This window comes from Pseudoalteromonas sp. SG43-4 (assembly GCF_014164325.1).
Classification (GTDB): domain Bacteria; phylum Pseudomonadota; class Gammaproteobacteria; order Enterobacterales; family Alteromonadaceae; genus Pseudoalteromonas; species Pseudoalteromonas distincta.
The window spans coordinates 445,429-464,356 of sequence record NZ_JACJFB010000001.1 but is presented as its reverse complement, the minus strand read 5'-3'; the positions used below and the strand labels follow the sequence as shown (position 1 = coordinate 464,356).

The 18,928-nt window shown below is 35.1% G+C and carries 19 protein-coding genes; 18 read left to right on the top strand and 1 reads right to left on the bottom strand.

Annotated features, from left to right (window positions below; translation table 11 throughout):
• The 15 genes from H5160_RS20300 to H5160_RS20295 all read left to right on the top strand — a co-directional run.
• Window positions 1-220: hypothetical protein (locus H5160_RS20300; RefSeq protein WP_220491119.1), on the top strand; the 220-nt coding region annotated here is incomplete at its 5' end.
• Window positions 192-815: a CatB-related O-acetyltransferase gene (locus H5160_RS02070; RefSeq protein WP_182736570.1), complete on the top strand. Its 624-nt coding sequence runs from the start codon at window positions 192-194 to the stop codon at window positions 813-815. The genes H5160_RS20300 and H5160_RS02070, both read left to right, overlap by 29 nt.
• Window positions 816-831: 16 nt before the next feature.
• Window positions 832-2,040 carry an O-antigen ligase gene (locus tag H5160_RS02065; RefSeq protein WP_182736568.1) on the top strand — a complete coding sequence of 403 codons (1,209 nt, stop codon included), beginning with the start codon at window positions 832-834 and terminating at the stop codon, window positions 2,038-2,040.
• Window positions 2,027-2,977 (top strand): glycosyltransferase family 2 protein, encoded by a 951-nt coding sequence (locus tag H5160_RS02060; protein WP_182736566.1) that lies wholly within the window; start codon window positions 2,027-2,029, stop codon window positions 2,975-2,977. Before H5160_RS02065 ends, H5160_RS02060 begins: the two co-directional genes overlap by 14 nt.
• Before the next feature lie 4 nt (window positions 2,978-2,981).
• The gene (locus H5160_RS20570) at window positions 2,982-4,217 is read left to right on the top strand and encodes a glycosyltransferase family 4 protein (RefSeq protein ID WP_182736564.1); all 1,236 of its coding nucleotides are present in this window, start codon (window positions 2,982-2,984) and stop codon (window positions 4,215-4,217) included.
• 74 nt (window positions 4,218-4,291) lie between these two features.
• Complete coding sequence (locus tag H5160_RS02050; RefSeq protein ID WP_182736562.1) at window positions 4,292-5,149, top strand: endonuclease/exonuclease/phosphatase family protein; 858 nt, start codon at window positions 4,292-4,294, stop codon at window positions 5,147-5,149.
• Window positions 5,150-5,159: 10 nt separating this feature from the next.
• Window positions 5,160-6,005, top strand: coding sequence for a glycosyltransferase family 2 protein (locus H5160_RS02045; RefSeq protein WP_182736560.1), 846 nt, complete (start codon window positions 5,160-5,162; stop codon window positions 6,003-6,005).
• A complete protein-coding gene (locus H5160_RS02040; RefSeq protein WP_182736558.1) occupies window positions 6,002-6,454 on the top strand; it encodes a UDP-N-acetylglucosamine--LPS N-acetylglucosamine transferase in 453 nt (150 codons plus the stop codon). Before H5160_RS02045 ends, H5160_RS02040 begins: the two co-directional genes overlap by 4 nt.
• Entirely contained in the window at window positions 6,451-6,927 is a 477-nt protein-coding gene (locus H5160_RS02035; RefSeq protein ID WP_182736557.1) for a glycosyltransferase, read from the top strand. The genes H5160_RS02040 and H5160_RS02035 overlap by 4 nt, the downstream gene beginning before the upstream one ends.
• 303 nt (window positions 6,928-7,230) lie before the next feature.
• Window positions 7,231-8,631: an undecaprenyl-phosphate glucose phosphotransferase gene (locus tag H5160_RS02030; RefSeq protein WP_182736555.1), complete on the top strand. Its 1,401-nt coding sequence runs from the start codon at window positions 7,231-7,233 to the stop codon at window positions 8,629-8,631.
• Between the two features lie 15 nt (window positions 8,632-8,646).
• On the top strand, window positions 8,647-9,834 hold the full coding sequence (locus H5160_RS02025) for an outer membrane beta-barrel protein (RefSeq protein ID WP_182736553.1): 1,188 nt from the start codon (window positions 8,647-8,649) through the stop codon (window positions 9,832-9,834).
• Window positions 9,835-9,842: 8 nt separating this feature from the next.
• Complete coding sequence (locus H5160_RS02020) at window positions 9,843-10,358, top strand: polysaccharide biosynthesis/export family protein (RefSeq protein ID WP_182736551.1); 516 nt, start codon at window positions 9,843-9,845, stop codon at window positions 10,356-10,358.
• Window positions 10,358-12,532 (top strand): polysaccharide biosynthesis tyrosine autokinase, encoded by a 2,175-nt coding sequence (locus tag H5160_RS02015; protein ID WP_182736549.1) that lies wholly within the window; start codon window positions 10,358-10,360, stop codon window positions 12,530-12,532. Before H5160_RS02020 ends, H5160_RS02015 begins: the two co-directional genes overlap by 1 nt.
• Window positions 12,498-13,265 (top strand): tyrosine-protein phosphatase, encoded by a 768-nt coding sequence (locus H5160_RS02010; protein WP_259416384.1) that lies wholly within the window; start codon window positions 12,498-12,500, stop codon window positions 13,263-13,265. Before H5160_RS02015 ends, H5160_RS02010 begins: the two co-directional genes overlap by 35 nt.
• Window positions 13,255-13,950: a VpsP family polysaccharide biosynthesis protein gene (locus H5160_RS20295; protein WP_220491118.1), complete on the top strand. Its 696-nt coding sequence runs from the start codon at window positions 13,255-13,257 to the stop codon at window positions 13,948-13,950. Before H5160_RS02010 ends, H5160_RS20295 begins: the two co-directional genes overlap by 11 nt.
• Before the next feature lie 368 nt (window positions 13,951-14,318).
• Here the strand turns inward: H5160_RS20295 and rsmF are convergent, their stop codons facing one another.
• Entirely contained in the window at window positions 14,319-15,770 is a 1,452-nt protein-coding gene (rsmF, locus tag H5160_RS02000; protein ID WP_182736545.1) for a 16S rRNA (cytosine(1407)-C(5))-methyltransferase RsmF, read from the bottom strand.
• Between the two features lie 265 nt (window positions 15,771-16,035).
• Between rsmF and H5160_RS01995 the strand changes: the two genes are divergently transcribed.
• From H5160_RS01995 to prpC, 3 genes are all read left to right on the top strand, one after another.
• Window positions 16,036-16,725 carry a GntR family transcriptional regulator gene (locus H5160_RS01995; protein ID WP_024590401.1) on the top strand — a complete coding sequence of 230 codons (690 nt, stop codon included), beginning with the start codon at window positions 16,036-16,038 and terminating at the stop codon, window positions 16,723-16,725.
• Window positions 16,726-16,807: 82 nt separating this feature from the next.
• Complete coding sequence (prpB, locus tag H5160_RS01990; RefSeq protein WP_182736543.1) at window positions 16,808-17,686, top strand: methylisocitrate lyase; 879 nt, start codon at window positions 16,808-16,810, stop codon at window positions 17,684-17,686.
• Between the two features lie 49 nt (window positions 17,687-17,735).
• Window positions 17,736-18,860 carry a 2-methylcitrate synthase gene (gene prpC, locus H5160_RS01985; protein WP_182733219.1) on the top strand — a complete coding sequence of 375 codons (1,125 nt, stop codon included), beginning with the start codon at window positions 17,736-17,738 and terminating at the stop codon, window positions 18,858-18,860.
• The last annotated feature ends 68 nt before the right edge of the window (window positions 18,861-18,928 follow it).

The window sequence follows — 18,928 nt, the reverse complement described above, 5'->3', positions numbered from 1 at the left end:
AATAAAAGAAATATCAACGGGAAATACTAGGGCTCCTTTGTATGCAACGTTAATTCGTCTTTTCTTTGTACCAATTGCATTTGTATTTGTATTAATTGAACGTGAATTAAGTAGTATAATTTATTCAGGTATTCTAGGTGAGATATTTGCCTTGTTGTATTTGTTGTTATTTAAAAAAAGGAGCACTTTATATGTCACTAATAAAAAACAAATACTCTAGTTTCTTTGTTGGTCTATATAGGTTTTACTTTTTAAAGAGGTTTATTAAATTTATTTTATATAGATTAGAGGGAGCTGAATTTTACAGTTTTTCATTAAGAGAGATACAAAGTAAATATTATGGAGTGGTAGTTGGTAAATATAGCTATGGGGAGTGTATGAAATTAAATTCGTTTCCCGAAGGCGTCACAGTTGGTAGCTATAGTTCTATTGCTAGAGGGGTGGTAGTTATTACGCATGATCATCCAATAAACCGAATGTCTACTCATCCATTTTTTTACAATAAATCGTTAGGATATACAAAAAAGGAAAAAGTTGAACATACCAAATTAGAGATCGGAAGCGATGTATGGATTGGTGATGGGGCAAAAATATTAAGTAAATGTAATTTTATTGGACATGGAGCTATCGTAGCAGCTGGTGCAATAGTAACTCGAGATGTTATGCCATATGAAATAGTTGCTGGCGTACCAGCTAAAAGTAAAGGTTTTCGCTTTCATCAAGAACAAATTAATGAGTTACTAGAAGAGAAATGGTGGGATAAAGATATTGCAGAGCTGATTGATTCCAAAAAATCATTTTTGGATTTAAACTAATGCTGAGATTATTAAAATGAATCCAAGAATGTTATTGTCTATTTTTTTTATATGTTTCTTACTTCCTCCTGAATTGAGTTTTAATTTAGGTAGTATGCGTTTATCACCATATCGAATTGTATTGATCTTGTCTTTCTTCAAGTTGATAAATGAGGTGTTGTTTAGTCCTGATAAATCTAAACAAGAAAGAGTTGTTGATTTTTTGATTTTATTTCATTGTTCCTGGTCAATTATAAGCTTAATGATAAATGAAGGTGTAGGTAAGGGAATTGAGAGTGGTGGTATTTTCTTTGTTGAGACTTTGGGGAGTTATTTACTAGCTAGATATACAATAAAAAACCTGAAAGACTTTGAGTACTTTTTAAAAATAGCAATGATATCTTGTTTATTTATCTTTCCTTTTGCATTTTACGAAATGGTTACAGGAACACACGTTATTAGAGAATCAGCTTCTCTATTAACTGGTGGATATTTTTTTAATAACATAGAACCTAGAATGGGGCTAACAAGGGCGTATGCAAACTTTGAACACCCAATATTATTAGGCGTTTTCGGGTCTACTTTGTTTTTGTTTTTTTACTTCTCTAAAAGCATTGAAAGTAAATATATAGTGCCTGGAACAGCCTTGTTCTTAACATTTTCTTCATTATCTTCAGGTGGAATACTTGCTGTTGTAATTCAAGGAGCCCTCCTTATATGGGATAAAGTATTCAATACTTTTAAAATAGATAATAAATGGCAAAAACTTGTTATCTTAATGGCTTCTGGGTATTTATTATTATCATTAGTTTCTCAATCACCATTAAAATTGATCCTGTCTAGAATTACATTTAGCCAGCAAACTGCATATTTCAGAACATTAATATTTGAATTTGGCTCAGCGGAGGTTGTGCGTAACCCAATTTTCGGAATTGGCTTTTCTGATTGGATAAGACCACTGTGGATGCCTCCTAGTGTTGATAATTTTTGGCTCTTAACTGCGATGAGGTTTGGCTTACCTTCATTATTATCAATTATTGCAGCTATATTTATAGTTTCATCTCAGGTATTGAAGAATAAACGTCATAAATTCTCTCTTATTTATTTTATTGTTTTATGCTCTTTAGTATTTGCAGGTTGCACTGTGCATTTTTGGAACCAATTACTTATTTATTTTTATTTCTTTTTAGGAATCGGAATTTCATTTTTTACAACAGAAAGGACTGAGTTGAATGAAAAAGTTTAAATTAACTGTCATTATCGTGAATTGGAATACTAGGCAACTAGTTCTAGATTGTTTAGATTCTATTTATAGTAATTATATTAATAATGATTGGAATATTGTTGTTGTAGATAACAACTCACAAGATAATTCTGCTGATGCTTTCGAAAAGGAATATCCGAATATTGAAGTAATTCGTAATAAAGATAATATTGGTTTTGCTGCTGCTAATAATCAAATATTAAAAAGAGATGACTCTGATTTTTATTTGTTACTTAACTCTGACACCTATGTAATTGGGGATGTTCTTCAAAAATCACTCGATTATATTCAAAGCAACGAGAATTATGGCGTGATGGGATGCAGAGTTTTAAATAGTGATAAATCAGTACAATACACATGTTCAAAATTTCCTACACTGAAAAGCAAGATGGAACAGGTTTTTCAGTTTAGCAAACTATTTGGCGGTAAATATAAAAGTGATGAATTGATGACTGATTGGCACCGAGACTCTGAACGAGAGGTTGATGTTGTAACTGGCTGTTATTTATTAATTAGAAATACCGTCATACAACAAGTAGGTATTTTAGACGAAGATTTTTTCTTTTTTGGTGAGGAAACTGATTGGTGCTACCGAATTAAAAAATCTGGATGGAAAATACAGTTTAGTCCTGTTGGTGAAATTGTACACTACGGAAGCTTTAGCGCCCAAAAACTAAGTTATAAAAGAGATTTAATGTTATCGGGAGCTATAGTTCGTTTCTTTTTAAAAAACAGAACAAAAACTGAAGCTGTTTTAGTTTACGCTGTAATGTTTTGTTTTAATGTTTCGCGTGCATTAGTTTGGATAATTAAATACGGATTAAATCGCAAGCTTTTTTATAAACAAAGAGCATCTTTATTTTTAAATTGCGTTCTGAGATACCACAAAGCTTGGCCTACAAATAAGAAAGGGTGGTAATACTGTGAAAAAGAAACTTTTAATAGTTGCTCCTGGAATATCTCGATTTGACGTTGGTGAAGTGTTTGTTGGTTATAAATGGGTAAAAGAGCTTAGTAGATATTTTGATATTACTGTTTTAACTTTACGATTAAAAGGTAAACGTACAATAGAAAATGGTGAACTTCCTGTAAAACTTATTCACTTTGACGAAAAAAGTGGCTTACATCGTTTTGAGCGATTTAACGCTATAGCAAAACCCTGGTATTTTTGTTTTTATCGAGATGTCAAAAAATGGCTTGAAGTAAATGATAAAAATGGAGACAAGTTCGATTGGTATCATCAAATTACACCTATGGCAGCACGTTACCCATCTCCTCTTGCATCTGGGGGTAGAAGGTTTTCTTTAGGTCCTATTGCTGGTGCTCTTCCCGATGTCGATAGTTTTAAAAGTGAACTAGATACGATGTCTTGGTATATGAAATTTAGAGACGTTGATAAATTACGCTTTAAGTATGATCCGATATTAAGAGGATCTTATAAGTCTGCGACAAAGATTATTGCTGCAGCTGATTATATAAAAGAGAAACTGATTTTAGAACTTGGCATTAACGACAGTGCCATTTCGGTTTTGAATGAGTTAGCTGTTGACTCTGTAATGATTACTGAGAGTGATTTAATCAGCAAATTTAAAGTAAGCACTAAAACTATTAGACTTCTTTTTGTTGGTCGTCTGGTTAGAACTAAAGGTGTTAAAGATCTAATACGGTGCTTACCCTTAATACAAAATAATGTGGATTTTCATCTGGATGTTATTGGTGCAGGGACTGATTTAGAAGCATGTATAGATGAGGCTCGTAAACTATCGGTGGATAATAAAGTTACTTTTCATGGCAAAATGGATCGAATGGATATTGATGCATTTTATAAATCTGCAGACATATTTGTTTTTCCTAGTTTTCGAGAACCCACTGGTGGAGTAGTAATTGAAGCCTTGAGTTTTGGTTTGCCGATGATTGTTTTGAATCATGGGGGGCCTCAGTCAACAGTAGATGATTCAGTTGCTGTTAAATTAAATGTATCAACCCCCGAAGCTCTAGTTGTCGATCTTGCAAGTCAAATTACTTCTCTTAGCTTAGATTGTAAACGCAGAGAAGAGATGGCTTATAAGGCATTAGAGTATTGTAAAACAAATTATTTATGGGAAAGCAAAGTTCAAAATTTTTCACATACTATGATGAATTGGATGATTGAAAAATAATGAAGGCGCTACTATTTGATCCGATACGTTATTTGATTCTATTTGTTAGCTTAATTATCATATGTTGGCTAACTATGGGCATAGCAAATGATACTTTCATAGTTTACCGTTTTTTAAATTATTTCGCACAATATGTGTTGTTAATAGTTATTTTTATTACTTTGTTGAGCTTGCATAAAAAATATAAACTTTTGTTTACTTTGAATTTATTATTGTTTTGTAGTTTAGCTTTAAATGTATTTTATTTTTCAAGGCAATCAGTAGATATTAATTTTAAACAATCTCTCAATAAAACATTGTCTGTTATTAGCTTTAGTAAAATGTCTAGGAATCAAGATTTCAAAGAGTTAGGTGAAATAATTGACTGTACAAAATTTGACCTAATAGCTGTGCAAGAAATCCCTGATTTTAATGATTTTGTAAAAAGCACTTATTATAAGGGAAATTGTTTTAGTGTTTATAACGAAAATATTAAAAAAGCTGTTTTTTCTAAATTTCCTCTATTAGATAAAGGAAACCTGGGAGCTAACCAATTTGTTGATGTTTTAATCGGCAGAGAAACTATTAGTGTAATAAATGTTCGTTTAGACAAAGGGATTTTTAATTCTCAATTGCAAATGAAACAGGTTGATAGTTTAGTAAAAAGTATAGAAAAAATTGAGAATAAACTAATTGTTCTTGGTGATTTTAATTCTACTGAGTTCAATTATCCTTACAAAATTATGACTACTCATTTAAATGATTCCCTTAGAGGTGTGAATTTTAGCTTTGGGCATACTTTTCCTGGGAAAGCTCGTCGTTCTGGTGTTTTTGGTGCTTTTATACGGATAGATTATATTTTTCATCATGGTTTTTTTGTTGAAAGTGCTTATGTATTAGACCATTCATATGGTTCCGACCATTACCCCGTTTATACAAACTTCTCGTTTTAGAAGGTGCCAAATGAGTGAATTAAATATGTTACCTGCAATTATTATCCCTGCGTATAACGAACGCAATGTAATAGCTCGAACTTTAATACCACTTTACCAGGGTGTAAAAGAGGGGAAATACACAATTACTGTTGCAGTAAACGGAAGTAATGACGGATCTGTAGACTTTATACATAATGAATTTCCTGCTGTTTGTTGCTTAGATATTGAACTTGGTTCAAAAACGAATGCAATAAATGTTGCTGAAAAATCGGATATAGGTTTTCCACGAATCTATATGGATGCTGATGTTGTAGTTAACTATGACGGCATCCTTTCTTTAATAAACACTTTAGAATCCTCTGAAACGCCTTTGTTAGCTTCTCCTAAAGCAATTATGGAATTTAGTCGTTCTAGTATATTTGTGAAGGCTTTTTATCGGGCTTGGTTTAAAACTAAGTTTTATTCTGCCCAAGGTTTTGGTAGTGGTGTTTATGGTTTAAATAAGCAGGCTAGGGATTGTTTTGATCTTTTTCCTGATGTAATAGCCGATGATGGATTTATAAGAGAAGTAGTGCCGGCCTCTAGGCAGCAAGTTGACATTAAATGTACATCGACTGTAACTGCACCAATTAAATTAGGTGACTTAATAAAAATTAAAACACGCAGTAAACTTGGAAATATTGAACTTAAAAATAAATCTTTGGTTAAAAATAAAGAATTACCATTAAAACGCTTCAATTCAAAACCAACCTTGTTTGAATTTATTGTTTATGGGTTTGTTAATTTGATAGCTACAAGATTAGCAAATCAAAAATATAAATCTTTAGAAACCTACCAATGGCAAAAAGATGAATCATCAAGGAATGTACAATGAAAAAAAAATTAGTTATGGCTATTGCTTCTCGAGGGGGCCATTGGACTCAGCTAAATCGATTGTCGGCCGTTTGGGAAGATCAGAATGTTATTTTTATAACTAATGATTCATCTCTTAAAAGTCATGTTGGCAATGCTAAGTTTGAGACAGTCATTGACGCCAATATGGAGCAAAAGTTCAAGCTGATATTACTGGCAGTACAGACTTTTTTCAAAGTTATGAAACACCGACCTGATGTAATAATTAGTACAGGAGCTGCCCCAGGCTTTTTTGCTTTAATTTGGGGGAAGGTGATTGGAGCAAAAACTGTTTGGGTTGATTCTGTCGCAAATGCGGAAGAACTGTCTTTAGCTGGGAAAAAAGTCTCAAAAATTGCTGATGTTTGGCTTACACAGTGGCCTGAAGTAGCAAGTGAAGATGGTCCTTTATATAAAGGGAGAGTATTTTGATTTTTGTAACTGTAGGAACTCAACTCTCCTTTGATCGCCTTATTAAAGCAGCTGAAGATTGGGCGCTTAAAAATAATTATGCAGATATGGTTTTTCAAGTAGGAAAGCAGGGATATAAACCTAAAATAGGTAAGTCATTTGAGTTTTTATCAGGAAAAGAAGCTGATGATTATTTTAATGAGGCAGCTGTTGTTATTGGCCATGCTGGTATGGGAACAATTTTGTCTTGTTTAAGTGAAAGTAAGCCTCTTGTTGTTATGCCTAGGCTGTTTACATTAAATGAGCATCGAAACAATCATCAATTGGCAACATATAATAAGTTAAAAGAGCTAGGTGGCCTATTCGCTGCAGATGACGAGTTAATGCTAAATAGTGCTATAAATAATGCATTAGAAAGTAAATCTAAAGGCTGTACATTTACTAGTAGAGCACCAGTTGAAATTACTGACTATATTAAGAGCTGTATTTATTGATATAAACAATTTAGAGTTATATAAACAAAAATAAATTTAGTTTATTTTTGTTTATATATTTATTCGTATTGTTTTTATTTCCAGTCAAACTTATGGCTTATATAAGTTTGTAATGTATGTTTTTCAACCGCCTGTATGTTGGTTTGACTAAACTTAAAGCATGTTTTTCCCAGTTTTTTTGGTGAATAACTATTAATTTTAAATTAATAGTTACAATTATTTATCAGGGTATTCTTATTTAAACTTTTATTGTCTATAATGCAGTAGTATTATAAAAAATAGTTTATTGGGCAAGGAGGCTTTATGATTACATCTCGGACTTTCAAAGTTGGTGGAAACTCTACTGCTGATTTATACCGCTTTTCAGACATTATTACTCTTATAAGTAGCTTGTATATTGCAGGTTTTATTTATGGAACAAATATATCAAATAACTACATAACAATATTACTTGTTGTAACGCTTAGCTACTTATACACAGCAGAAACTCTTAGTTTGTATCGCTCTTGGAGGGCCGGAAAATTAAGGCATATGGTAGTGACTGCTTGGCTTAGCTTAGTTAGTGCTTTTGTTCTATTATTTGTAGTCGCCTTCGCTTTAAAATTTACAGAAGAACTTTCTCGAGTAACTCTTTCTTTATGGTTTATATTATCTTTCTTTTTACTTTTTGTATCCCGTGGTTTAGTAAGACTTTATAAAATTAATCGACGTAAGTTAGGCTTAAGCATTAATAAAGTTGCTATAGTTGGAGCTACAGAAACTGGCGCAAACTTGTATCAACAAATTGCAGAAAATGATGAGCTGGGTTATGAATTTGTCGGATTTTTTGAAGATAGAAAACCTGAGCGTTTATTTAAAGATATGGACTTTAATATTGCAGGTATGATTGATAGTGCTGTTCAGCATGCTAAAAATGGCCAGATTGATGTTTTGTTTATTGCACTCCCTTTTAAAGCCGAGAAACGAATTGCTGACATTTTGCTTAAACTAGGTGATACGACTGTAGATGTTCATTTTATTCCTGACTTTTTGTTATCTAATTTGGTTCATGCTCGAATTGAGCATATCGGAAATATTGATACCTTAAGTGTGTTCGAGTCTCCTTACTTAGGCGCTCGACAATGGGTTAAACGCACTGAAGATCTTATTCTTGCTTCTGTTATCCTTTTATTAATATCACCACTACTACTTATTATTTCACTTGGTATTAAATTTACATCTGAAGGCCCTATACTTTTTAAACAGCATAGATATGGTTTGGCTGGTCAGAAAATTAAGGTATGGAAATTTCGTTCTATGCGTGTGATGGAAAATAACTCAGTTGTTACGCAAGCGACAAAGTCTGACCCGAGAGTTACTGCATTTGGCAGTTTTTTGAGGCGTACAAGTTTAGACGAATTACCCCAGTTTTTTAATGTTTTATTTGGTGAAATGTCAATTGTAGGTCCAAGACCACATGCTGTAGCACACAATGAAGAGTATAGAAAAAAAGTTGAATTCTACATGCTTCGCCATAAAGTTAAGCCAGGTATTACAGGTTGGGCGCAAATAAATGGTTGGCGTGGTGAAACTGATACGCTAGAAAAAATGGAAAAGCGAGTTGAGTATGACTTGCAATATATTAAAAACTGGTCACTTATATTTGACCTAAAAATAGTTTACATGACTATATTTAAAGGTTTCGTAAGTAAAAACGCTTATTAAGATTAAGGGATTAAAATGAATTTCAAAAATACGACTTCAATAGCTTTATTAGCTGTAGGTTTTTCATGCAACGCTTCTGCTTTAGAGCCAGCTTCTATAAAAACTGAATCAGGTGTGGACATAACACCTTTACTAGAGAGTAAGTATGAATACGATAACAACATTTTTAACAGTAGTGATAATGAGAAATCGAGTACAAAGTTAGTCGTTAAGCCTTCAGTAAACTTCGAACTCCTTGATGGATTAGATGCTTTTTCAATGGGCGCTTATGTTGAAAGTGGTACATATTTTTCTAGTTCAGACGACAACTACTTAGATGGAGGTTTTGAGTTTGTAAGTCATTTAGAGCCTACATCTCGTGATCGCTTTGATTTTAAGTACGAATATGACTTTAAAACAGAACAACGAGGCACCGGAGTATCTGAAGGCCTTGCAGACTTACTCGACAAAGCTAGCGAATTTAGAGAGCAAAATGCAGACATACGTTATGAAATTGGCGGATATTCTACATCTCGTTTTGCGTTATTAGGTAACTACAAAGACACTAGATATACTAATAATCGAAGTTTGACACAATATAGAGATCTTGATGAGCGACTTTTTGGTGGGCAGTTTTTATACGCATTAAGTGCTTTAACCGATTTAACTCTAGATGCTTCATACACCGGAATTAGGTATGACTTAATAGATGAAACAGGTATCACAAGAGATTCAAATGTAAAGAAGCTACTCGTAGGTGTACGTTGGGAAGCAACAGCAATAACTACGGGTGTTGCAAAAATAGGTTATCAAAAAAAGTCATTTAGAGCATCTGAACGCGATGATTTTAATGGTGTAAGTTGGTTGGTTGAAGCCCAGTGGGCGCCTTTAAGTTATTCAACATTTAGACTAACATCTCAAGCTGGTGCTGTTGACCCTGACACTTTTGGTGATTATATAGATCAAAAGGGCATTTCTTTAGGATGGGATCATACTTGGAGTCCTTTAATAAGTACTAGCACTATTTATAGTTACACAAATGACGATTTTTCTGGTGTTGAACGCGAAGATGATTCTCAAGAGCTTGTATTATCGGTTATTCATAATACTGCTCGCTGGTTAGAAACGAGCGCGTATTATACTTTTCAAGATAAAGACTCTAATTTAGCATTTTTTAAATATGACAAGTCTATTGTTGGCGTTAACTTTAAAGTTTCAATGTAGGGAAAAAAATGAAATCTTTTTGCTTTTTAATAATAATTTTTTTTACTAATAATGTTTTAGCTAATGAAATTAATTATCTATTAGATACAGGCGATACTATTCAGATTAAGGTTTATGGAGAAGAGGAACTTTCACTAGAAACTAAAATAGGTCGTTCTGGCAAATTAAATTACCCCTTTTTGGGAGAAATTAAAATCAGCGGGTTAACAGAAAAAGCCTTACAACAAAAAATATACACTGGGCTTAAAGGCGATTATTTAATTGAGCCAACAGTGAATGTCACTGTAGTTCAATACCGTCCTTTTTTTATTCATGGTGAAGTTCGTATGCCTGGTAGTTATTCTTACCAACCGGGTATGACCGTAAATCAAGCTGTAGCAATTGCCGGTGGTTTTACTGAGAGGGCTTCAAAAGAAAAAATCTTCATTTTTAAAGAAAAAAATAAGTCAAAACAAATTAACGCAACATTAGACTCTACAGTGCAAGCTGGTGATACAGTGACTGTTGAACAGAGGTTTTTTTAATGGACACGAGTAGTAACACATTTTTAGAGACAAATAATACACTCGATATTAAACGATATCTTTATGCATGTATGGAATATAAGTGGCGTTTAATATTTATTTCTCTATTAATATCAGTAATTACTGCATTTGTGGTAATGCAAATTAAACCAACTTACGAATCGACAGCAACATTACTAATAGAGCCTGAACAAAAAAATGTTGTTTCGATAGACGAAATGTATGGTTTTAATACAGCTAAACGAGAGTTTTATAGTACACAATTTGAAATTTTACAGTCGAAGTACATTGCTGAAGCCGTAATAGAAAAGTTGAATTTAATAGAGCACCCTGAATTTAACGATGACGAAAATGACCTGTTTGGTTTGAAATCTCTCTTTTCCTCTTTTTTTGGTGAAGGCGCATCTGACGCTGAGCTAGATTTAGAATTTAAGATGGCTCATTTAATAAATGATTTTAGGCAACGCCTATCTGTAAAGCCTATTCCAGGTACTCAATTAGTGCATATTACCTACCAGGCATCGGACAGAAAACTTGCTGCGAAAATTGCTAATGCAATAGGTGAAGTATACATAGAGACTCATTTAGAGGCTAAATTAGGTGTAACTCGAAAAGCAAGTGCTTGGATGAGTGAAAAAATAGCAGAGCTTACTAAGCAATTAGAACGTTCAGAAACTGCGTTTGAAAATTTTCGTCAAAAAAATAATATTGTAGATATTGATAGTGCAGTTTTAAGAATCGATAGTGAGCTTGAAAAAACTCAAGCTACTCTGGCGATTGCTGAAAGTGATAAAAGTAAAGTAGATAGTATTCTTGAGTTAATAAATAGGTTTGGTAAATCTGACTTTGAAAACCTCAAATCACTTCCTGAAATTATCAGTCATAGCTCTATTTCTGATGGACGGGTGCTCTTAGAAACTGCTGAATTAAAGTTTGCCGAAATATCAAAGGTATACGGTCCAAAACATCCTAAGTTAATAGCTGCATCTGAAGAGCTAGATATGAGGGTTGAACAGGTAAATGCGCAAATTCAATCATTAATATCAGGGATTGAGAAAGAATCCTATACGGCTGCTCAGCGTGTAAAAAGATACAGAAAAGAGCTTTCTGACATCCGTAGCAAATATAGTGATATTACTGGGCTGGATACCAAATATACCGCTCTTAAAATTGAACTCGATACTAATCGTAACTTATACAACACATTTTTAGAGCGCTCTAGAGAAACAGAAGCGACTAGCGATTATAAAGCTAGTCCTGCCCACTTTACTGGTTTAGCAGCAGCTAGCCTTTACCCAGTTAAACCAAATAAGAAAATGATTGTGGCTGGAGCCTTTTTCTTAAGTCTTATGTTCTTTGTTGGTTTAGTTATCTTATTTGAGATGCTTGATGATACGATAAAAAGTCCGGGTGATATTGAAAGTAAGTTATCTATGCGAATGTTGGGTATGATCCCACTTTCAAAAAATACGGCTCTCGACATTCGTACTTTTTTTGACAAAGAACAAAATCAGTTTTCTGAAGCAGTTAGAACTTTAAGAACTGGTGTTGTATTATCACAAATGGATGATGAAAATAATAAAGTTATAGAGGTTACGTCTTCAACCCCAGGGGAAGGTAAAACAACTACTTCTATTAACTTAGCATTTTCTCTTGGCCAGATTGAAAAAGTGTTATTAATTGACGCCGATATGCGTAAACCTAGCATTTGTAAACGCTTTGATATGCCTACTTATCATCCTGGTCTTTCAAACTTTATCGCTGGAACCGATACCCTTGAAAACTGTTTGTATCAAGATGAGCAAAGCGGAATAACAGTAATGCCGTGTGGTCAATTACCACCTAATCCTCTAGAGCTTTTATCTAGTAATAAATTTAGTAAGGTTATAGAACAGTTAAAAGAGAAGTTTGACAGAATTATAATTGATACAGCCCCTATTCAAGCTGTAAGTGATTCTTTAATGATCTCTAAAAGTGTAGACAGTGTAATTTATGTTGTTAAAAGCGACGATACACATTTATCAGTAATAAAAAATGGTATAGGCAGACTACTACAAGATAAAGCTAAGTTGGCTGGAGTTGTATTAAATCATGTAGATACTGATAAGGTAGCTAAAACACAAGGCTACAATGGTTATTATGACTATTATTCTTATGGAGAGAAAAAATCATAATATGATAGATATCCATAGTCATATTATTCCTGGCATAGATGATGGCGCAAGAGATGAGGTAGAAACCTTGTCTCTTTTGCGTATGGCTCAAGATGACGGGACTACACATATAGTTGCGACTCCGCATATAAATATTGGGCGTTTTGATAATGACCAAGTGTGTATTATGAATGGACTTGCACTCTTAAAAAAAATCATAAATGAGAATAATTTAACTATTCAAGTTGCTGCTGCTTGCGAGCTTAGGATTGATGTAGAGCTCATGACAAAACTCAAAGCAGGCCTCATCCCTGCGCTTGGTGTTTTAAAAGGATTAAAAACGATATTATTAGAATTTCCTCATAGCCATGTTCCACCGGGGTCTGATAATTTTATAAAGTGGCTATTTAATAACGGATATAGGCCCATAATTGCTCACCCAGAGAGAAATAGAGATTTGTTAAGATCTCCTTCACTGCTCTCTCCTTTCATACGTTTAGGATGTTTAACACAGGTTACTGCGGGGAGTATAACGGGGAGGTTTGGTCCAGAGGTTAAAACATTTGCATTGGAACTATTAAAACAAAATAAAGTAACTGTAGTTGCAAGCGATGCACATAACATAAAAAGAAGACCACCAATTTTATCAGAAGCATATAATTTTGTGGCTCATGAGTTTGGAGAAGACAAGGCAATAAAGCTCTTCAAACTTAACCCACAAGCAATAACGCAGACCTTATTTAATGAAAACTAATGCTGTTTTTTCAGTTTTAAAAATGATTACTGGGCTCATATGCTTATATTTAGTTACTATCGCTTTTCGATGGGGGATAGCTAATGTTTACTATTTTCAGGCTAATTCATATATTGATGAGTGGAGCTATGAACGTAATTCACTTACGCAAACGAGTTATCGAAAAGCTAATGGTCTAATAAAAAAAGCACTTTATTATCATCCTGATCATAATCATTATATTCATACTTACGGACGGATAATGCATTGGGGAGTAATAGCTGGAGTAGAAACAGTTTCAAACTACCAAGATGTAAAAAGTATTTACTTAGAAGCAACGGTTACAAGACCTAACTGGTCTGAAACGTGGACTGATTTAGCTTCTCTTAATGCTTATTTATATGGTGTAACTGATGAAACTCGTGAATACATCGCTAAAGCTCGTGCGACAGGACATTTTACAGAACATGTTATGTACACTGTAAGCCAAATTTATTTAGATAATTGGGACTACTTAAGTAACGAAGATATGCGTAATTATCTTCAAATCATTAATGACAGTTATTTAAAAGAATACCGCTTAGCCCAACAACTAGAACTTGCTAAAAATTACGGTAAAGATAAAATAATCTGTGACCTTCTAATTACTTCACCTCATGTTAGCGATAAAAGCCTTAAAAAGGTAAGTGAACGTTATTGCATTTAGTGTTTTTTCTAGTTTTGTAAAAAGCTTTAATCCCTTTTAATTTAAATGAGGCTCTATCAAATATGGAGAGCTCAAAGAGTTGAAAGTAAGAGGTTGTAATGAGTGAAGGTAATAAATTAATTCTATATAAAAATTTAAAGCCGTTAATTTAAATTATTGAAAATGCCCAGAGGTTTATAAAACCTCTGGGCCATAAAGTGACTCTAAATTGAGTCTAGCGTTAACTAAAAACTTTCTGGTTCGTTAGGGAGAAGAAGAAAGTACTTTAAAGTGTAGTAAAACTACTAAATAAAGCATAACTAATTTTGCCCCTTGGTTACATTTGATAACAAAGGATTAGATTAATTATGTGTAATTTGTACTTTAGTTTAACCCCAGTTTATTAATTGTGTATTCTGCACCAAATCTCGTGGTAATGAGTTTTTAATCTTATTTTTTTGCCATTTTCCTAGCCCAATAGGGCAACCACACAGCGTTAATACTACTTCACCAATTGTTTGAGTTGCTTCAGTTAAGCGTATATCTTTACCTTGAAAATAATCATTGGCTTGCTCGTTATTTAACGCGTAAATATTAGTTTTACACTCATTGCCAAATACGGTTGCATACTCGTGCGTTAGTCTCACGCCATTTTTATGAATAATGCCAATTTGAATACCTAAACGTGCGTACTTAATCTTATTTTGTATGGCTTCAAATCCTTCAGGAAATAACCACAGCTCTTTATCGCGCTGCATTAAGCTGCCAGGTAGGTTAGTTAACCCAAAGTGCTTTTTAAGCGATTGCATAAACGCGGCACTTTGTTTTTTATCAAACTCGTTAAATGGGAATGCACCTTTTTTAACAGTTTGATTTGGATTATTACAGCTGGTGTGCTTTTTAAATTTAGCAATAAAGAAGCCTTCGCTATCGAATGTTTGCGGCCAAACATGTAAATAGCCCTCATTAGTTGTGGCTTTACTTGCACCTTCAAATAAATCACTTAGTGACTCAGGCGTTATATAGTCGCCAAATTCACTGAGTAAATAATCGCACACTTGCTGGTTTTCGAGTGGAGTAAGTGTGCAGGTTGAATACACTAATGTGCCACCTGGCTTTAATGCGTAAAATGCGCTTTTAATTAAGTCTTTTTGTACTTGGGCTATTTGTATGTTTGATTCTATTGACCAATTTTTTAGTGCGTCGGCGTCTTTACGTACCGTGCCTTCGCCAGAGCAGGGCGCGTCTAGCAATATGCTATCAAAGCATTCAAACATGTAGTTGCCAAATATAACGCCATCAAAATGCGAGAGCGCACAGTTGCCAACTCCCATGCGTTTTAATGTAGCGCTAAGTACTTTTAGGCGCGATGACGAAAGCTCATTTGCAACAAGCACACCTTGGTTATTCATAAGCGCTGCTAGTTGCGAGGTTTTCGAACCCGGCGCTGATGCCATATCAAGCACGGTGTTATTTTGAGAGTCTGCGAGTTCAATACTTTGCTTTAATGCGATAGGGGGCAGCATTGAACTTGCTTCTTGTACGTACATAGCACCGCTTAGGTGTAAGTCGGTATTACCAAGGGCTAGGTTTTGTTCTTCATCGTTTGGGCGCTCTAACCAAAAGCCTTCACTGCACCAAGGGATTGGGGTTAGCAGCCAATTTTTTTCAGTTGCACGTTTTACAAATTCTTCAATGCTAATTTTTAATGTATTAACGCGGATAGATTTTCTGAGGGGCCTACGACACGCATTTAAAAAGTCATCTAAGTTTAGATGCGCTGGTAAATAGGTTTTTACGTCATCAATAAAGTGCTCAGGAATAAAAGTGTTGGCGTTCACGCGTTAGCTCATACTATAAAAATAAAGCGCGATAATAGCATTTATGCGAGGTGTTTTCAGCGCTAAAAAGCGTAACATCTAATTTATTACGCTGTCGACACTTCACTGTATTAGTCCATTGTAAAACCATTTTTATACGACTTTAGATTAATAGTGTCGACAATGGGTGTGTTTTTTAGCCATTTTGATAGGTTTAAGGGTTGACATGATTTTTTAATAAGCCCATAGTAACCACATTAATTGTCGACAATCTAAAAAATAACTTATGACACACACATTTTTAAACGAAGCGCCTATAACTACCGCATCAGATCAAGTATTTGTAGATATGCGCCGTGAGATTGTTGAAGGCAGCATAGTTCAAGGCAGTAAAATATCAGAGCCTGAGCTTGCCAAACGTTATGGTGTAAGCCGTGCAACGCTTAGAGAGGCGTTAAATCGCCTAGAAAGTTGCTACCTTGTTGAGCGTAAAGCTAACGTAGGTTGCCGAGTAGTTGCCCTTACCGCTGAACGCTTGATTGAAGTTTACCAAGTTCGTAGTTCGCTTGAAGGCTTGGCATGTAGACTTGCTGCCGACAATATGGAACCCGAGGAAGTAAAAGGTTTAAAGCAATTACTTAATCAGCACCTACAAACACAACGTGTTAAAGAAGGCGAATCTTATTATCAAGAAGCCGGCGATTTAGATTTTCATTACCGTATTATTCAAGGCAGTAAAAACGCGCATTTAATTCATTTACTGTGTAATGAGCTCTATCAATTAATACGCATGTACCGTGTACAAATGGGTATGGTGGGGCCGCGTGTATCAAAAGCGTTTGATGAGCATTTAGCTATTATTAACGCCATTGAAAACCACGACGGCGAACTGGCCGAAATGCTTATGAAGCGCCACATCAGCGCATCGCAAGCAAATATTCAAACCAAATTTGATTTATTAACGGCTAAAAGTTAAGCAGAGCAGTTAAGCAGTCATAATTACAGATTAAAACTATAAGTTACTCCACGTAGCAACCGTTCAAAGTGAGGAGAAAGTAATGTCAGCAGGATTAAAATTTAAACACGCTATTGCCAATAACCGCTCGTTACAAGTAGTAGGTACTATTAACGCCTACACAGCGATGATGGCTGAAAAAATGGGTCACCAAGCTATTTACCTCTCAGGTGCCGGTGTTGCAAACGCTTCGTTTGGTATGCCTGATTTGGGTATGACAAGCCTTGATAACGTGCTTGAAGATATTCGCCGTATTACTGGTGCTAGCGATTTACCCCTACTTGTGGATGCCGATACCGGTTGGGGTGGGGCGTTTAACATTGCACGCACAGTAAAAGAAATGACTAAAGCGGGGGCAGCGGGTTTTCATATAGAAGACCAAGTAGCGCAAAAACGCTGTGGTCATCGCCCTAATAAAGAAATTGTAAGCCAAGGTGAAATGGTTGACCGCATTAAAGCGGCGGTGGATGCAAAAACCGATAGCGATTTTTATATTATGGCGCGTACCGATGCATTTCAAAAAGAAGGTTTAAACGCCGCGATAGACCGTGCAGCAGCCTGTGTTGAAGCGGGTGCTGACGCTATTTTTGCAGAAGCCGTACACGACCTTGCTGATTACCAAGCATTTGCAAAAGCGATTAACGTTCCAATTTTGGCAAACATTACTGAGTTTGGCCAAACACCTATTTACACAAAAGAGCAGTTAAGCGATGTAGGTGTTGAAATGGTGCTTTACCCACTAAGTGCATTTAGAGCCATGAACAAAGCAGCATTAAACGTGTATTCAGCAATTTTAAATGAAGGCTCGCAACAAAGCCAAATTGAAAATATGCAAACGCGCTCTGAGCTTTACGACTTTTTAGATTACCACACGTACGAGAACACACTCGATAACCTTTTTTCATCAAAATCTGACAAATAATAATTATTAAAAAATAAAATCACACACAAATTTAAGATAGGAGAAGATCATGGTAGATAAAGCATTAGGCGGCGCGGGTTTACGCGGACAAGTGGCTGGTCAAACAGCATTGTGTACTGTTGGACAAAGTGGTTCTGGTTTAACGTATTGTGGTTACGATATTAGCGAACTTGCCGAAAAAGCGCAGTTTGAAGAAGTGTCTTTTTTACTTTCACGTGGTGAGTTACCAACCACAAGCGAATTGGCAGAATATAAAGCAAAACTAAAAAGCTTACGCGGCTTACCAGATGCACTTAAAACCGTGCTTGAAAATATTCCTAAAAACGCGCACCCAATGGATGTAATGCGCACGGGCTGCTCAATGTTGGGTAACCTTGAAATGGAAAATGATTTTAGCCAAGCCAATGATGCAATCGACCGTATGGTTGCTGTGTTCCCAAGTATTATTTGTTACTGGTACCGCTTTACACACGATGGCGTACGCATTGAAACACAAACTGATGACGACTCAGTTGGCGCACATTTTTTAAATTTATTACACGACAAAGCACCTAGTGAATTGTTTGCACAGGTAATGAATGTATCACTAATTTTATACGCAGAGCACGAGTTTAACGCCTCTACCTTTACAGGCCGTGTATGTGCTTCAACTTTATCTGATATTCACTCTTGTGTAACTGGTGCGATTGGTACGCTACGTGGTCCATTACATGGTGGTGCTAACGAAGCGGCAATGGATATGATTCAAGGTTTTACAAGCGCTGAACATGCTGAGAAAGAAATTATGGGCATGCTTGAACGTAAAGACAAAATAATGGGCTTTGGTCATGCGATTTATCGCGAATCTGATCCACGTAATGTAATTATTAAAAAATGGTCTGAAAAACTAGCGGCAGAGGTAGGCGATACAGTGCTTTACCCTGTGTCTGTTCGTTGTGAAGAGATTATGTGGCGCGAGAAAAAACTGTTTTGTAATGCCGATTTTTTCCATGCATCTGCTTATCACTTTATGGATATTCCGACTAAATTATTTACGCCAATATTTGTAATGAGCCGCGTTACTGGTTGGACTGCACATGTAAAAGAGCAGCGCGCTAACAACCGTATTATTCGCCCAAGTGCCGATTACACAGGCCCTGATGCACGTAGTTACACACCAATAGAGTCACGTTAAAAAATGAGTGAGCACGCATGTGCTCACTTTTTTATTGCACATAGCCACTAGCGAGCAGTTTTTCTCAA

Coding starts and splice junctions, on each gene's coding strand:
- H5160_RS02045 (WP_182736560.1), top strand. CDS start 5,160: ATGAGTGAATTAAATATGTTACCTGCAATTATTATCCCTGCGTATAAC.
- H5160_RS02040 (WP_182736558.1), top strand. CDS start 6,002: ATGAAAAAAAAATTAGTTATGGCTATTGCTTCTCGAGGGGGCCATTGG.
- H5160_RS02025 (WP_182736553.1), top strand. CDS start 8,647: ATGAATTTCAAAAATACGACTTCAATAGCTTTATTAGCTGTAGGTTTT.
- prpB (WP_182736543.1), top strand. CDS start 16,808: ATGTCAGCAGGATTAAAATTTAAACACGCTATTGCCAATAACCGCTCG.
- H5160_RS02070 (WP_182736570.1), top strand. CDS start 192: ATGTCACTAATAAAAAACAAATACTCTAGTTTCTTTGTTGGTCTATAT.
- H5160_RS02010 (WP_259416384.1), top strand. CDS start 12,498: ATGACTATTATTCTTATGGAGAGAAAAAATCATAATATGATAGATATC.
- H5160_RS02030 (WP_182736555.1), top strand. CDS start 7,231: ATGATTACATCTCGGACTTTCAAAGTTGGTGGAAACTCTACTGCTGAT.
- prpC (WP_182733219.1), top strand. CDS start 17,736: ATGGTAGATAAAGCATTAGGCGGCGCGGGTTTACGCGGACAAGTGGCT.
- H5160_RS02060 (WP_182736566.1), top strand. CDS start 2,027: ATGAAAAAGTTTAAATTAACTGTCATTATCGTGAATTGGAATACTAGG.
- H5160_RS02050 (WP_182736562.1), top strand. CDS start 4,292: ATGGGCATAGCAAATGATACTTTCATAGTTTACCGTTTTTTAAATTAT.
- H5160_RS02065 (WP_182736568.1), top strand. CDS start 832: ATGAATCCAAGAATGTTATTGTCTATTTTTTTTATATGTTTCTTACTT.
- H5160_RS02020 (WP_182736551.1), top strand. CDS start 9,843: ATGAAATCTTTTTGCTTTTTAATAATAATTTTTTTTACTAATAATGTT.
- H5160_RS20295 (WP_220491118.1), top strand. CDS start 13,255: ATGAAAACTAATGCTGTTTTTTCAGTTTTAAAAATGATTACTGGGCTC.
- H5160_RS02015 (WP_182736549.1), top strand. CDS start 10,358: ATGGACACGAGTAGTAACACATTTTTAGAGACAAATAATACACTCGAT.
- H5160_RS01995 (WP_024590401.1), top strand. CDS start 16,036: ATGACACACACATTTTTAAACGAAGCGCCTATAACTACCGCATCAGAT.